The following is a 15926-nucleotide window of genomic DNA, read 5'->3' as shown; positions in this document are numbered from 1 at the left end:
AAAACGAGGTCGTACAAATCGCCTTTGACGGCACCCGGGTCAGATTCCAGAGTGTCCCAGTATTTTTTCTGTGGCAACGTGAACATGTGGTGCTCAGTTTCCCAATGATTTTCTTCTTCATTCCATGCAAAGTACGGGAAGTCGATAATCCATGCAAAGTGAAATTCGTCTTTTGGATTGTAGAGATTCAGGTCTTTACCGAGCTGTTTTCGCACAGCACCCAAAGCAACACATGCAACCTGCCATTTTTCATCGCTTACAAAAAGGAGAAGGTCGTTCTTTTCTGCGCCAAGCTTAGAACAGATTTCACTTTCCTTTCCGGCAAAGAATTTTGAGATTCCGCCTTCAAATTTGCCTTCTGAGTCAACCTTCATCCAGGCCAGGCCCTTTGCGTGGTTGATTTTTGCAACGCTTTCAAGAGCTTCTATCATCTTGCGGCTGTATTTGTCGGCAACATTTTTGACGACAAGTGCTTTAAGTCCGCTTCGCTTGTGTCGCTCGATTTCTTTGCCTGCATTTGAAGCTCCTGCCTTAAATGCGTTAAAGTCGCTCAAATCAGCCATGAAGGCAGCATCCTGCATTTTAAGGTCAAAACGCAAATCCGGCTTGTCGCTTCCGTAAAGGTCGAAAGCATCGTCCCATGTGATTCTGTCAAAAGTTGCCGGCAAGTCGTAGTTCAAAGTCTTTTTGAAAATGTGCTGCATCAATCCTTCGGTTGTAGAAAGAACTTCTTCGCGGTTTGTAAAGCTCATCTCCATATCAATCTGAGTAAATTCCGGCTGACGGTCGCCGCGTGCATCTTCGTCGCGGTAACAACGCGCAATCTGGAAATATTTGTCAAAACCAGAAACCATAAGAAGCTGTTTGTAAAGCTGAGGAGACTGTGGGAGAGAATAGAACTTTCCAGGATGAACGCGGCTTGGAACAAGATAGTCACGTGCTCCTTCCGGAGTAGATTTAATGAATGTAGGTGTTTCAATTTCCAGAAAGCCTTTGCCAGTCAAATATTCGCGTGTTGCAAAAGTGACCTGGCTTCGCAGGATAATATTTTTCTGCATCGGCTCACGGCGCAGGTCGAGATAGCGGTACTTTAAGCGCAGATCTTCGTTTGGCAGAACGATTGTGCCGTCCTTCTGGCGTACTTCTTCGATTGAGAAAGGCAGTTCCTGAGAAGTGGTGAAGATTTCGATTTCTTTTGCTTCAACTTCGATTTCACCGGTTGCCATGTCTTTGTTAATGTCTTTTTCGGCACGGGCAGCAACAACACCCTGAACCGCGATACAATATTCACTTTTGAGTGACGATGCAATTTTTTTGACTTCATCTGAAGCACCGTCGCCAACCATAACCTGTGTGATTCCGTAACGGTCACGCAGAGAAATAAAAACAAGACCGCCCAAATCACGTGAGCGTGAAACCCATCCGTTCAATACAACTGTCTTACCGACATCGCCCTTGCGCAATTCGCCGCAAGTGACTGTTCTTTTTGTGTTTTCCATAGTTAAACAGTTTACCGACTTGATAAGATTTGAGCAATCATACAAAAAAAAGGAAGCCCGGACAGGACTTCCAGTTTTATATTAAAGGCCGGAAATTTCGACTTCTTTACCGGCTCCGGCATTTTTAAGAACGTTTTCTTTAGCTTCTTCCCAGGACTGCATATTATCTTCATATTGGTATGGAATTTTCCATGGCTCCTGAGAAACGAAATGATCTGTTATCATCCGGTTTACCTTATCATTACGTGCCTGAGAATTTGCAGCACTCAGCTCAATATTATTCTTCCATTGGAATACATATGCAGAAGGTTTTTTACCGGTTGATTTATCATAAAAATCAAGTACAACAGCCTTATGATTTCCAAAATAATTATTTTCTACTATAAATAATGCTCCAGTCCCGGGACCAAGACTATAACCATTATTTTCTTCAACACCAATATTGTCGTATACATTATTGTAAATATGCATGTAAGTTCCACGGGTTCTCGGCATTCGCTGTGTTGTGCCATGAAAATAATTATGATGAAGAGTAACAGTTCGCTCCCGTGGAGAAAGAGATTTTTCGCTGGAACCAACAAGCATTACTTTGTCATGATTTTTAAATTCACAGTAAGAGATTGTAATATTCATGCCGTAAGGAATATCAATCAATCCGTCGTGATGATAATTCCTGCTCATATCATAACAGAGACCATCAGAAAAAGTACAATGATCAATCCAGATATTTTTTGAACCGTCTTTTATAACAAGATTGTCAATACTGGCTTTTGATTCAGAATTATGCTTAGTATCAATTTCTGTGGAACCATGGGCATCCCAAAACTCGATATTCTGTATGATAATATTAGATACACCTGACAAAACAAGACCGCCGAATTTTATACGTGCGTTATTAATTCCGATTAAGGTGGTGTTTGAAGCGACAGGATAAACAATATCATTGTGCATTCTTCCATGTGAAGGAGCAAATTCATCAAAATATGAATGATCTTCGTCAGAAATGACACCATCCCCTAAATCAACATCACCGGAAAGAACAACAAATGTACCGGCATTAATCGCCTTAGTAAATACTTTGCGTTTTTTTACGGGGTCAGGATAAGCAGCATCATCAATTAATGTAATTTTTTTGGCAGAATATTTTATTTTACCCATATCAGCCCAGCCATATGTAATTACAGCTTCGCCGGGTTTTACATTGAGTTTTGATTGCGCAAAAGCAGACAAAGAAAACAGGACCAAAACAGAAAAAACCGCAAGTTTTTTATTCATAAATTAACCGTCCATTTAAAAGGGATTTTCAAGTGCCTCATAATACAATAAGACTAAAAGTAAAATCAACAAATAATAAAAATGTAACAAAATATTATCATTGCTTAATATTATCTGTAAAATTTTTTTAATTTTACCATTTTTTATTTTTTATACCCCCGTCCCCTATTGTTTTCAATGTCGGAAAAATCCTAGGAAATTTAATCCTTGGTTTAAATTTCCTAATATAAAAAAGGAGGATTTTTTCCTATGAAAAAAATCGTATCAGTGTTGGCTGTGGCTGCGCTGACTCTGAGTGCTGTCTTTGCGGCAGACATTTCCATTGAATACAAAACAGCTGGAAATGTTTATTACGAAGAAAAGACAAAAGACTCAGACGGCGCAATCACCAGTTCAACAAAAACTGTTCTTGATCAGAGCGGCTATGACGGTGCTTCGTCATGTTTTGTTCTTTCTGCTTCAAGCGATATTGGTGGTTTCTACCTCGATCTCGATCCTGATGCAGCAAATGATAAAACTACTTTTGATCAGTGGTATGCCTGGCTCAACTTGGGCAATCTTCAGACAACTGTAGGTCTTTGGACAAGCCGATATGTTAACCGTGTTAATGCAGATGCCGGTAACTGGGCAAATGATGATTACGAACGCTACAAGCCGGGTGTAATCGGCGGTTCTTACGCTCACGATATCGATAACCTTACTTACAATACATCAGAAGGTCATCAGAAGCTTTCAACAGCTTTGGCTTATACAATCCGTCCAAACGACAATATGTACATTATGGCAAAAGGTGTTCTTGTAAACGCTGGCGGTTCAGACAGTATCGCTGATACATGGGGCGGTGCTTTCATGGACAGCGAAACAGGCAGCTATACAAACACTTTCTTCTCAGGCTTTGCCGGCGAACTTGCTTTCAAAATGGAAGGACTTATCGATGTAAACTTTGCTTTCCGTTCAGAAAAACGAAATGCACTCGGTGCAGGTCTTTTTGTAAGCCCGCTCATGCTTGATATGGCTGACATCATGGTTGGTTTCTCTTACGGAACTGATTTGTATGATTACGGCAAAGGTGTAGATGCAAATTACTATGAATATGCAGTTGACTTGAGAGGCCGATTCAAACTCTCAGACAATTTTGCAATCACAACAATGAATAATGTTTCTTCTTTTACAGATGCTAAACTTAAAGGCGCAGAAATCGATCCAAACAACGCTATCAAAATGTGGAACATGCTCTCGCTCGCTTATGACTCAAGCGAACAGCTCAGGCTTCAGTTCACAGTTGAGAACGAATGTGGTCTTTATGCTCGTGGAGCCGGAGTTGACAACGAAGGAAAAGCCAAAAATGTTGACTACTATGCAGGAGATCTTGGCGGTCTTGCTCTTTCATTTATCCCTGGCGTTACATGGACATTCAACGAGAATGCATCACTTACTGCAGGTCTGAAATTTACTGTTGATAACGTAGCAGCTTCAAGCGATTACAAAGCTGCAAATGATACAACAACAAGTTTCTCAATCCCGGTTGTATTTGACATCGCTCTGTAAAAGGTTGGAGGAAAGTAGATTATGAAAAAAATAATTTCAACGCTGACAATTTCAGCACTTGCCCTCGGCTCAATCTTTGCAGATGTAAGTCTTGAATATACACAGAAGGGCTATATTTCATCAAATGAAAACGGAACAAGCAAAAAACTCGACCTCAACGGCTATGCAGACGATACGACCGGCGATGTCGTTTTCAGCTTGTCAAACGAAACAACAGGAGCTGCCATCGTTCTTAATCCTTGGTACGCAGAAACTGGCCGTCAGGAAGTTTCAAAATCAGCTGCAAACAACAGCAAATTGCTCGACCAGTACTATGGCTGGGTAAAATTCTTTGACGGAGCCATGAAACTCCAGTCAGGTGTTTGGGCAACCCGCTCTGTAAACCGCTTGAATCAGGATGCAGGTACATGGGAAGACACAGAATACGAGCTTTACAAATATGGTGTCGTAGGAAGTGCAATCGCTTCTGACATCACTCGCTTGGCTTCTGTCAACGGTAGCTATGACGGAGTTCTTTCAACAGCCCTCTCTTATGACGCAGACTCGTTCTATGCGACAGGTGCTTTGATTACAAGTGCTTTTAATTCAAGTGCAACTACTACAACAAAATCTGGCTTCGGTCTTGAAGTCGGTGCAAAGCTTGACGAAGATACAAAAGTTCAGGCTTTCTTGAAGAGCACGACCGATCAGGTTTACGCAGTCGGTGTATTCCTTGATAAGGCAAAATTCTCTGTCAAAGACTTTGAATTTGACTTGGTTACAGGCGCTACGCTCGGCTCTGCTTTTGGTTCAGGAACAACAACTGTTACAGATGCAGACGGAAATTCATATGCTTTGAACAATGGTCTTGACTTTGGTTTCGACCTTCGTTTGCGTTATGAGCTTTCGGACACTGTTTCTATCACAAATATGAACAATGTTTCATATCTTGGAACAGCAGGTGAAGTAATCAATTTGTGGGATATGGTAAGTCTTGCCGTACAGACTTCGGAAACAATCAAATTCCAGGTTACAGGCGAATGGGTTTATCAGGATTTGGATGCAAAGGACGCAGGATACTTCTCTGTTACACCAGGCGTAACATACACACCTGTTGAAGGTGTCGATCTTACTGCAGGCGTAATCGTAAGAACTGCCGGCTGGCCACATCCTTCAGAGAGTTCGGTTTCCATTCCGTTCATCCTTCACGTTGCTTTGTAATGGGTAGCGTAGAGAAATTAATGGAGGATATTAGATTATGAAAAAAATAATTGGTGCGTTCGCACTTGCTTCATTGGCACTCGGACTTGCTTCTGCCGATGTTAAGTTTGCCCTTAACTATCGTACGCAGATGATTGGCTTCAGCCGACTTATTCAAGCCCCTGCAGGAAATGCTGATGAAAACAACAACTATTGGTTCCAGCAGATTAAAGGTTGGCAGTCAGCTTCTGATACAGTCTCTATGTCTGCTTCAAACGATTTTGGTGGCGTTACAGTCCGCATGGATCCAGGCTTTGACTCTGACCAGAGCCCAACTGTAAACATCCAGCAGTACAACGGATACATCAAACTCGGTGCTTTTGAGATTGGTGGCGGTACTTGGAAAGACGGTCGCTATAACGGAACTTATCAGGTTAAAAACGATTCAGACGCAGGCTGGTACAACGGTGACTTGTTTGGAAAAATCAAACTCGGTTCATTGTACACAGGTGCAATTACTACTTCTGTAGACGACATGGCTAACTTCCGTGGCGGTTCAAAAGCTTCTTCCGGCTATTTACAGTGGAAAGGCGATGTAGGCGATGCCGAAGTTACTGCCGAATTGGATGTAATCGGCTTCTACGACGGTGTAGCTGACACATGGGACGAAGAGGCCACAATCTACACAGGTTTTGGTGCCCGAATCAACGCTGCATTTGAAACATGGCAGGCACAGTTCGTGTTCAAAACAGAACACAACAAAACAGGCGCTTCTATGGCGACTCTTGGCGAAGACCGTGCGTTTGCTCTGCACATCAATCCAAAAACACTCCCAGTTACTCTCGTAGCAGGTGGTTCTGTAGGATTCAACAACGGCACTGTTACAGAAGCCAGCGTTGATGTACGAGCGCGCAAAGTTGTAGGACCTGCAAGCGTTACATTCTACACAAATATAAGCCACATCACAAACGACGCTCAGTATATTGCTGCTGTAAACCACATTGGTGCTGAGTACCTCGTTGCTTCAACAGGAAAATCTACAACTGCTGACAATGATTTCAACTCATCAAAACAGAACTACAACACGCACATGTGGAACATGCTCGGTGCCCGTGTAAAACTTAACGACACATTCTACTTCTTGTTCTCTTGCGGTGACATCGTAAGCCTCAAGAATGTCGGCACAGACCACTGGACTGGAGCAGAAGCTTTCGTAGCACCTGGCTTACAGATCATGAACGGAAAGAGCGGTATCGCAACTTACGCTCGTGTTGGTATGAGCCACATTGGTGTTAAAGATTACAACAAGGGTTCAAGCGAGAATGAACTTTCTCTCTTTGTTCCTGTCGTAATCCGCGTACGCTTCTAGCGTAACTTTGCTGTGCGGAATCGTCCAGATTTTGCACGGCAATAAAACTCTCTTATGGAGGAAAAAATGAAAAAATTATTAGGAATTTTTGCAGCCTGCGCACTCCTTTTTGGTGCAGTAAGCTGTTCAAATGACGAAGGAATAATGGACGTTGATTCAGCGGTAAGTGCTTCTAAAGAAACGGGAACAATTCTTCAGAACATAGCAGCTTTTTCTATTAAAAACGCTGCCGGTAATTCTGTTGATTCTGTTTCAGTTCTTACTTACCTCAAAACAACTTTGACTACAAGTCAGACAGAAAATGTAACTGTTGATTCAGATGATGATTCAATTGCTACTGCTTCATTCGATGCTGGAACTATCACAATTACAGGTGTTGCAGCCGGTACAACTTTTGTTACTGTTGCATATGAAGGTTTTGATGTTGCCATTATTCCTGTAACAGTTGAAGCTGCAACTGCTTACCAGGCAACATACTTCCCAGTTACTATGACAGAATTGGTTTACACTTCTACTTTGGGCGGGGCTTCAGGGGCAAGTTCTGCACTTACAGCAGGAAATATTACAGCAACACAAGGTCATACAGGCTCTGAAGCCCTTGGAGCTCTTAATGCTGTAACAAATGGTTATGTGCAGACTCCATCAGATGCTGCTGATTATGCAGCAGAAGAAGCAGTCATGACATATACATTTACTATTACCGCTAAAAAAGCCTTGAAAGTAGTTGGACTTAGTTATATTGCAGCAAATAACCAAACTGGAAATACACAGATTGTCACATCTTATGTTAAGGGAACTGCTGATAGCGTTACTGCTGACACTTTGGCAGCAGATGGATCTAAAAACTTTGCTGGAGATGTTTCGTTTGACAGTCTTGAGCTTGCTGCAGATGAAACTATAACATTTACCCTTCTTCATCAGATTCTTCCAGCAAAAACAGTTTCTGGTAAAGTAATTAAAGCGGCTTTACAGGATGTAGTTCTTACTGTAATCGACATCAGCGAGTAACGTTCTGTTTTATGTTATTTTCCTCTCCCAGCACAGGGAGGGGATTTTTTTGTTTTCTTCCAATTTTCCTGCCTAAGAACTGCATTTTACGCCAATAACTATATGTATGAAATTACAAAAGGAAGCGGAAATGCAGGAAAAACAGATGACAATCAGGGAAAAGTGGGAAAGTCTGACACTGGTTTAATTAAATGACAGAAGCCATATAATATTTTATAATGTGAGTGCAAGGGGAAAGCGTGATGTTTAACCAGTTTAAACAGTGTAGCCCATATAAATCTTTTCTAATAAAGGCAGATTACAACACCGAGATTTTAAGCGCTTATCAATTTCTGAAAGGGAATCTTCTTCGGTAAAAATAAGTTCGTGCAATTTTTCCGCTGTGTTTTTAATTGCTATTTCGTCAGCCGAAATTGCATGTGCCTGATTTCTTAGCAAGCGTTGATATTTTTCATCGGAAATTTCATATGTTCTCCCATAAAAAATGGGTGCGTGAACCGCACCCGTTGCTTTTTTAAGTCTTCGCTTTATGGTGGAAGCTCACCACTTAAGCTAAATATACTAGCAGAACGGGTGAATGTCAAGGTAAAAATCACGCAGTCAGTTCATACATAGTTAAAGTTACCGAAATTTGTGGTAGAAAAAGAAAAAAATGAGGTTGCCCGGATGGACAACCTCATAAAAGCAAACTAAAGCTTACTAGTTCTCTTCAGCAACAACAGTTACATTAACAAAACCAGCTTTTTTAATAGATTTATTAGATGTTGAGCTATTTAAGTTAAATTTTAATGTAACAGTTACAACATCGCCTGCCTTAAGTTCAAGTGATGTTGCATCAGGTGAATTAAATACCTGATTGTGTGCATTGGTACCATTTGCAGCAGATGTTCCAGGAAGAGTATCTTCTGAGTCTGTACCGACCTTGTATGTACCAACAATTTCTACACCTGAAGCAGAGTTATTTGAAGCAAAAGCTTCATAAGAAATTATCTTACAGTCTTTTTCTGCTTTCAAAGCAAAAGTTGTATAAACAATGTTCTTACTGTCTTCTTCAGTAGCATTAACAGAAATTCCAGTGCTGTCTGAAAAAGCCCATACTTTTGGAGCTGATTTAGGTGCTGTTAATTCAATACTTGCACATGCTGTTGCAATAGCTTCAGTTTCTGAAGATAAAACTGCTGGTGTAGAAATAGAAAGCAAAGTATTTCCTTCAATTTTATCATCAACACTTCCAGCTAATGCAGCATCAGCATCTTCAGCATCTTCAGCAAAGAATGTCACAGTAGTTCTGGCTACCAAACTGTCATCGTACTCGCTGTCAGTGAAGCATGATGTGAACAGGCTTCCTGCAAGTGCAAGACCTGCAAGCAATCCTGCGATTTTTGTAATTTTTTTCATTTTTCATTTCCTCCGTTATTAGAAGCGTACTCGCATTACGAGAGGAACGCTGAGTGAGTATTCAACATCTGTTGAATCCAAATCATCCGCAATGTTGCTCAAGCCCAATCGCAAGCCGGTTGTGATTGAAGTTTTTCCGCCGGCAAAGACCTGGAATCCTGGCATAGCAAACATCATGATTCCGTTTGCATCGCGTTCGCCGCTCTTCATTGGAATGATGTCGCCAATCTGACCGATTACGAACATTGTATCGTTCAGCTTGTAGCGTGCTGCAAGAAGGTTCCACATAGCAGATGTGTATGTCTTGTCTTTATCGAGAAGGGCATAGCTTCCTGCATAAGCACCAACTGCCTTTCCAACAATTGAAGCACTCTGAATCCATGAGTAGTTGTTCATGAATGTGATGCTAAGCGGGCCTTCAGCATAGCGTGCGCGGAGGTCTACGTTGTACTCGTTGATGCTGCCGCCAACAATTGCAAAAGCTCCGCCGAATGTAATCTTTGTAGATGGAACAAGTGCAAGTGCCTGCAAGTGATAAGATACTGCAAGGTTCTTTTCGTTGTCGCTCTTGAATACAATCTGATGATCAAATGTTTCGAACTTTACATCAGCACGAAGACCAAATCCTGACTGTGATTCGTCATTCCAGTTTGCAACACCGATAAGTGAGCCTGTAAGAGTCAAAGTTGCTTCATCGAAATCGCGTACATAAGTAAGAAGCATTGCCTGAGCTGTATCTCCGCCGTTTACGTTTGCAATATCATCGATGAAAGTTGTTTTTGTTTTTGAGAAAATTGAGCCGAGTTTGTATGCAGCCCAAGATTCACCACCAAGATTACATGCATCGGCATCGTTTTTGAGCTGGTAGTTACCGTTTGACTTACCGTTTTTGTACTGACCTGCATCGAGCTGGAAAGCACCGAATTTTGCATAAGCAGAATATTCATTAAGTTTGAATGAACCGCTTCCTGTTGCAAAGCTTGTGTAAGGATCGATTGTAACTGTTACACCAGCTGCATCTCCAGCTACTTTGAATGTGACATCGTCCTGAGCAGCCCCATACTTCTCAAGGTTGAGATAGTTATGAATCTCAGAAGTGCTGTCGTATTGATAAGCAAATGCCTGTGTACGGTAGTTCAATGACATTTTCGCATCTGCAAAAGCTGTCGTGAACGCCAATGAAGCAAGTGCCACTGCACTAAGTATTTTTTTCATAATCTAATGTTCCTCCATTAATTCGCTTCACAGCCCTACAGAGCCACATTGAAGATGAATGGAATCTTAACGGCGTCAGAAGTGATTTTGTCACTAGATGTGCCCCAGCCGCTTGTAGTAAAGATAAGACCAGTCTGGATATAAGTTCCGGCAGCCGGTGTAATCTTTACAGACGGAATGATTGCCATTTTGCCTTTGTTGTTTACAGAAAGATCTGCATAAGTCCATTCAACAGTTGCCTGCAATGAGAGAGCTGCGTCTACTTTTGCAGTTACGCTGAACATATCCCATACAGAATCAACACCTTTTACTCCGTCACCATGGAAGTTTTTGTGAGTAAAGTTGTTCATTGTTACGAATGAAACAGCTTCTGTTGCCTGCCAGCGGATTCTTAAGTCACCAGCAGTTTCAAGATATGAAGCTTTGAGACCTGAAGCAGGAAGATTTTCCAAAGCGAGTGGAGAATCTTTTGAATAAGTTCCGTATGTTCCACCAAGCATTACACCCAAGCCTTTAACAGCTTTGAGTTCTGCAAATACACCAGTAGCATATGCATGCTGAACAGGGTTTTTGAAAACTACGTTAACTTTTACAAGATCCGGCAATGTGAAAGCAGCTTCTGCACCGAAACCAGATTTGAATTCTGTCTGATTTTCTGTGTTTGCTGAATCATCGTTGTAGTCGTTCTTGTTGATTGCACCGCGTACAAACAAACCACCTGCTTTGTAAGCAACAGTTGTTGAAAGAACGCGTGTTCCGTTCAATGTAGGAATGTTTGTGATGTCTTTTGCAACAAGACCTGCCTGAACACCAGGTTTGTAGGTTTCGTATTCAGCACCTTCCCATTTCCATGCTTCACCGGCATAGCGCTGAACATCACGGTTGTCCCATTTACCGCTCTGGATTGTTACAGCTCCGTCAAGAACTTTAACCCAGCCGTAATATTCTTTGGTGTAGTTGTCCCAGGAACCAGCTCCTGCTCCGCTTGGATAAGGATCCATCTTAAAAAGTACACCAGCTGTATCATTTTTGAGTTCGAAAACTACATCTGCTGTTGATTTTGCCTTGTAGCCGTCGAAGTCGAGAGTTGAAGAAAGCCCTGCTGCATTTTTGTTTGAAATCAAGCTCTTTGATGTGAATCCGAGTTTAACTTCTGCAAATACAGAGCTGAAAGTCAATGCTGAGAAAGCCAGCACTGTTATAATCTTTTTCATAATCTACTTTCCTCCTGCCTTACAGAGCCACATCGAATACGATTGGAATTGCGATATTTGTTGTGCTTCCAGTTGATTTCTTGTAGTCGCTTGAAGCTGCGATGTTTTCGAAGTTCACGCGCACACCAACTGTAAGAGAAGCGTTTTCATTGAAATTCCAGATTGCACCAGGAATGATAGAAATGTCGTATCCGCCAACATCAGCTGTTTTGATTTTGTTGTCAGCAACTTTTCCAGAAAGGAGACATTCATTTTCAACTGTAAGCTGAGCTGCAAGCTGTTCGTTAACCTTGAAAAGACCGGAAACCATATTCCACATGCCCATAGTGTTGTTCTTGCTGTCTGTAGAAGTAGCAGAAACATTGTGCATTGTTGTGATTGCAAGCTGTTCGTTTACAGCATAGCGTGCACGAAGGTCAACAGCCCATTCATAGTAGTCTGAAGAAGACCATGTTTTGTTTGCATAAGCTTCAAGCTGTTTTCCGTATGTGAAGCCAAGGAGTGTATCCAGACCTTCAACACCGAGGAAGCGGCCGTAAAGACCTGCAACAAAAGTGTTCTTTTCCATTGTTTTGAAAATAGCATTTACATCAATAAGGTTTTCCTGAAGGTAACCAACTTCAAGGGCAAGTCCTGAGTGAAGAACATTGTGTTTGTTAAGGTTACCCCAGGTTTTTGAAGTTTCTACAGCTGTTGTTGTCTGAGCAAGATCAACTGCAACACCTTTAATCATGAGCTTGCCAGGAAGCCATTCTGTGTTTGTGTAAGCTACAGCAAAAGCGAGCTGGTTATTGCCGGCATAGTCTTTTGTAAGATTGTCAGCATCTTCAGCATATGCACCGCCGATTACACCAGGCTTATAGCGTTCGTAATCTTCGCTTTCCCATGTACCTGCATCCTGATTTACACGACCGAGATAGCGTGCAGACCAGAGACCTGTTGTGAACTGGAAGCTGCCCAAATTGAGCCAGCCATAATATTCATCGAGGTCGAATGTTTTTGCACTTGCGCTCGGGTCAATGTCAACCACTACGCCTGCAAAGTCATTTGACAAAGTAAGAATAAGATCAGAAACAGCATCAGCATATCCGTCTTGATCCAGAATTTTTGTCTCAGCTGTTTTGTCTCCGCCGTCAACTTTTGTTTCTGTTCTATTGTAGAGATAACCCTTGGTGTTGTACTCAAGGGAGATATCTGCCGCAAAAACAGAAAAAAGCGTCAGCGCAGCCACAGCCAACACTGAAACGATTTTTTTCATAGGAAAAAATCCTCCTTTTTTATATTAGGAAATTTAAACCAACGGTTTTTTTTTCCTTATTTGTAATAGATTATCACTCTAATTTTTGAAAGTCAACGAAAAGATTTGTAATTTTCTGTTGTTCTTGTAACCATTTAAGACAAGTTTTGTTAGCACACGCAACAGTTTTTTACAATTTTTAAGAGGAAGGAGGATTTTTTGTCTTTTACAGTGATTTAATTTCTTCGAGGGAAAGGGAAGTCCATTTTGCTACCTGTTCGGCAGGCACATTATCAGCGAGCATAGTCTTTGCAGTTTCAATTGATTTTGTATAAGCACCTTCGGTTATTCCTTCTGCACGACCTTCTGCAAGACCTTCTTCACGTCCTTTAATTAATCCTTCTTCACGTCCTTCTGAATATCCTTCATCGTGACCTTCTAAACGAGCCCAATAACGTTCATCCATAATTGTCTGCTGCCAAGTCATATACTGCCTCCTCCATTCCGAATTTTTTCTTGCAAAGCTTAGTTTAGTTTCTAAATCTTTCGTAAAATCATTATCAGCTTTGCCACCTTTTAAAAATCTAAAAAAGGCTTTTTCTTCAATCGATTTCAGTTTATCACAGTCTTTTGCATTAAAAAAGACTTTAAAAGACCCGTCTTTAAGTTTTATCTGATTATTTTCAAGACAAAGATTTTCAAAAGTATAAACCGGCAGGCCATAATGAAAAATATCATCCAGACAAAGAAAAATAACATAAGTATCTTTCAGATTATTATAGTTTACACCAGCCGAAAGATTACTTGTATCTATAAGACTCTGATAATACCGTGCACGCTTAGGAAGATTCTTTTTGTCTACGGTTTGTATTTCAAGATCAAAGATTCTTGTTTTATCCTTCGTATAAACATCAAAACGGACACTTTTTGAATCAATACTTTCCTTAAGTGTTTTTTCTGCCGCCGGCTTTTCAAGATGATCAATTTCTATATGAAGTAAAATCTCCAGCAAATGTTTACACAATTCCGGATTACTTTCCATAATTTTGCAAAAGATAAAATTGTTTGCAAATGTCAGTGTTTCCCACGCCTCTTCTACTGAATTTACTTTTTCATTTTTCATAATATTCCTCTCTAAAAACAGATACTTATTTATTGTCTCTAAACCCTGTTTTTAGACAGTAAATATTGAAAAAAGATTAAAAAAATGTAGAAAAAAGCGACTTTGTACAGAAAATAGGGTGCACCTGCGATTTTTTCAATGTCGGAAAAATCCTAGGAAATTTAATCCTTGGTTTAACTTTCCTAATATAAAAAAGGAGGATTTTTTCTATGAAAAAAATCGTAGGTGCAGTTCTTGCGGCTTCTTTGCTTGCAGGCTCTGCTTTTGCTGCAGATTTGAGCTTCGACTATACAGGAAGCGGAATATTTGGTAGCACAACAAAAAAAGTAAACGCAGTTGAACGAACTGACTGTTTTGCACTCAATCTTCAGACTGATATTGCTGGTGTTCATGTTGACTGGGATATTGAAGATGAAAAACTCGCTCTTGATGAGTTATATGGCTGGCTGACTTTTGGTCTTCCAGTTGGAAATCTTCAGATTACTTCCGGTAAATGGAATAGCCGTTACGCTGACCGTGTAAACACTGATGCAGGTGACTTGGGTGGTGACTATTTTGACGCTCACAAACTTGGAAATATCATCGATAATACAATCTCACTTGACGCTGACAACCTCACAGAAGGAGCAATGTCATCAGTCCTTGCATACACACTGGCAGACGCTCTTCCAGGTACTTTGATGACAAAAGTCGGTTTTGTATCTACAGCAGACAACGATGCCAAAGCAACAAAAACGTCTTATCATACTGTTACAACTAATCCAAAAACACCGCTCTTCTGTGGTTTTGTAGGAGAAGTTGCTTACAAACAGGAAGGTCTTGCTAATATCGACCTTGCAATCAAACACCTTACAGAAAACCAGACTTCTGCTGGTTTTTATGTAAGCCCTCTCGTTTCAGAAACACTTGAAGCAACAGCAGGCTTTACATATGGCTACAATACAGCTGATGTTACAGAAGTTGCCGGTGACTTACGTGCTCGTCTTACAATTACTGAAAAAGTTGCATTAACAGGTATGTTCAACTACTCTCAGGTTTCTATTAAAGATGTTGATGATCCATATAAAGCAATGTGGGGAATGCTTTCTGTAAACTATACTGCAGCTGAAAATATTCGTTTCCTGGCTACTTTGGGTAACACAGTTACAGACTTTGATGCAGAATATGGTGCTTGTATCACAAACTTCACACCTGCATGTGAAATCAAAGGTTCAGAAAAAGTTACAGTCACAACAGCAGTTGATCTCCGCTGGGATAACTCTGCAGCAAAAGGTATTAAACCATTCGCTGGTACTTGTGACATTTCTATTCCAGTTTATGTTCATGTTGCCCTTTAGTTTTAGCATTGAACATAGGAAATATTTGGAGGAATAAGATAATGAAAAAAATAATTACTGCACTTACAATTGGTGCTTTGGTTGCAGGAACAGCTTCCGCTGATTTTTCAATTAGCGCTGGCTATAGACAGAGAGCAAATGTTTACACAAATTATGAAGGCGATGCATATGCAGGCTTTGTAGATGCCTACGATGCAAATGGCTCTGACAACCTTTCTATGAAAATGAAAGGCGACATCGTTACTTTCGATTTCATGGCAGTTACAGATCAGGCTACTACTAGTGCAATCCGTTTTAAGAACGTTGCTGCAGAAGTAAAACTCGGATCTGTCACACTCTTTGGCGGTACAGTTGCAGACGGTAAATCAAACGGCGCATACCGTGTAAAAGGTGATGCAGACGCAGGTGCTTTCGAAGGACCAGATTTTGAATACAAAAAACTTGGTTCAATCTATGCTGCTTCTCCATCTTTGTTCGTTGATAACCCGCTGCAGAATGTTGCAGGCAAAGGTGAAAACTATTCT

At 41.0% G+C, this 15926-nt stretch carries 14 protein-coding genes; 6 read left to right on the top strand and 8 right to left on the bottom strand.

Going from position 1 to position 15926, the window contains the following annotated elements; all coding sequences use genetic code 11:
* Both aspS and ACKI5B_RS07825 read right to left on the bottom strand, forming a co-directional pair.
* The coding region (aspS, locus tag ACKI5B_RS07830; RefSeq protein WP_407427490.1) for an aspartate--tRNA ligase at window positions 1-1499 on the bottom strand (1499 nt) is incomplete at its 3' end.
* 81 nt (window positions 1500-1580) lie between these two features.
* Window positions 1581-2774, bottom strand: coding sequence for a pectate lyase family protein (locus ACKI5B_RS07825; protein WP_407427488.1), 1194 nt, complete (start codon window positions 2772-2774; stop codon window positions 1581-1583).
* Between the two features lie 249 nt (window positions 2775-3023).
* Here ACKI5B_RS07825 and ACKI5B_RS07820 point away from each other — a divergent pair, with 249 nt between their 5' ends.
* From ACKI5B_RS07820 to ACKI5B_RS07805, 4 genes are all read left to right on the top strand, one after another.
* Window positions 3024-4322 (top strand): hypothetical protein, encoded by a 1299-nt coding sequence (locus tag ACKI5B_RS07820; RefSeq protein ID WP_407427486.1) that lies wholly within the window; start codon window positions 3024-3026, stop codon window positions 4320-4322.
* Between the two features lie 21 nt (window positions 4323-4343).
* Window positions 4344-5522 (top strand): hypothetical protein, encoded by a 1179-nt coding sequence (locus ACKI5B_RS07815; protein ID WP_407427484.1) that lies wholly within the window; start codon window positions 4344-4346, stop codon window positions 5520-5522.
* Window positions 5523-5559: 37 nt separating this feature from the next.
* Entirely contained in the window at window positions 5560-6870 is a 1311-nt protein-coding gene (locus ACKI5B_RS07810) for a hypothetical protein (RefSeq protein ID WP_407427482.1), read from the top strand.
* A 66-nt stretch (window positions 6871-6936) separates the two neighbouring features.
* On the top strand, window positions 6937-7878 hold the full coding sequence (locus ACKI5B_RS07805; RefSeq protein WP_407427480.1) for a hypothetical protein: 942 nt from the start codon (window positions 6937-6939) through the stop codon (window positions 7876-7878).
* A 255-nt stretch (window positions 7879-8133) separates the two neighbouring features.
* Here ACKI5B_RS07805 and ACKI5B_RS07800 read toward each other — a convergent pair whose 3' ends face one another.
* The 6 genes from ACKI5B_RS07800 to ACKI5B_RS07775 all read right to left on the bottom strand — a co-directional run bounded on the left by ACKI5B_RS07800 (window position 8134) and on the right by ACKI5B_RS07775 (window position 14065).
* Window positions 8134-8340 (bottom strand): type III toxin-antitoxin system ToxN/AbiQ family toxin, encoded by a 207-nt coding sequence (locus ACKI5B_RS07800; RefSeq protein ID WP_407427492.1) that lies wholly within the window; start codon window positions 8338-8340, stop codon window positions 8134-8136.
* 237 nt (window positions 8341-8577) lie between these two features.
* Complete coding sequence (locus tag ACKI5B_RS07795) at window positions 8578-9276, bottom strand: hypothetical protein (RefSeq protein WP_407427478.1); 699 nt, start codon at window positions 9274-9276, stop codon at window positions 8578-8580.
* Window positions 9277-9294: 18 nt separating this feature from the next.
* Window positions 9295-10491 (bottom strand): hypothetical protein, encoded by a 1197-nt coding sequence (locus ACKI5B_RS07790; RefSeq protein WP_407427476.1) that lies wholly within the window; start codon window positions 10489-10491, stop codon window positions 9295-9297.
* Window positions 10492-10526: 35 nt separating this feature from the next.
* The gene (locus tag ACKI5B_RS07785; RefSeq protein WP_407427474.1) at window positions 10527-11705 is read right to left on the bottom strand and encodes a hypothetical protein; all 1179 of its coding nucleotides are present in this window, start codon (window positions 11703-11705) and stop codon (window positions 10527-10529) included.
* Window positions 11706-11724: 19 nt separating this feature from the next.
* Complete coding sequence (locus ACKI5B_RS07780; RefSeq protein WP_407427472.1) at window positions 11725-12963, bottom strand: hypothetical protein; 1239 nt, start codon at window positions 12961-12963, stop codon at window positions 11725-11727.
* Window positions 12964-13168: 205 nt separating this feature from the next.
* On the bottom strand, window positions 13169-14065 hold the full coding sequence (locus tag ACKI5B_RS07775; RefSeq protein ID WP_407427470.1) for an Rpn family recombination-promoting nuclease/putative transposase: 897 nt from the start codon (window positions 14063-14065) through the stop codon (window positions 13169-13171).
* A 209-nt stretch (window positions 14066-14274) separates the two neighbouring features.
* On the opposite strand from ACKI5B_RS07775, the gene ACKI5B_RS07770 reads away from it, so the two are divergent.
* Together ACKI5B_RS07770 and ACKI5B_RS07765 are read left to right on the top strand one after the other, a co-directional pair.
* Complete coding sequence (locus ACKI5B_RS07770; protein ID WP_407427468.1) at window positions 14275-15402, top strand: hypothetical protein; 1128 nt, start codon at window positions 14275-14277, stop codon at window positions 15400-15402.
* Between the two features lie 41 nt (window positions 15403-15443).
* The coding region (locus ACKI5B_RS07765; protein WP_407427466.1) for a hypothetical protein at window positions 15444-15926 on the top strand (483 nt) is incomplete at its 3' end.

Origin of the sequence: Treponema sp. (assembly GCF_045657965.1) — a bacterium.
GTDB lineage: Bacteria > Spirochaetota > Spirochaetia > Treponematales > Treponemataceae > Treponema_D.
Note: the sequence above shows the minus strand (reverse complement) of the source record. Positions and strands in the feature narration are given on the sequence as shown.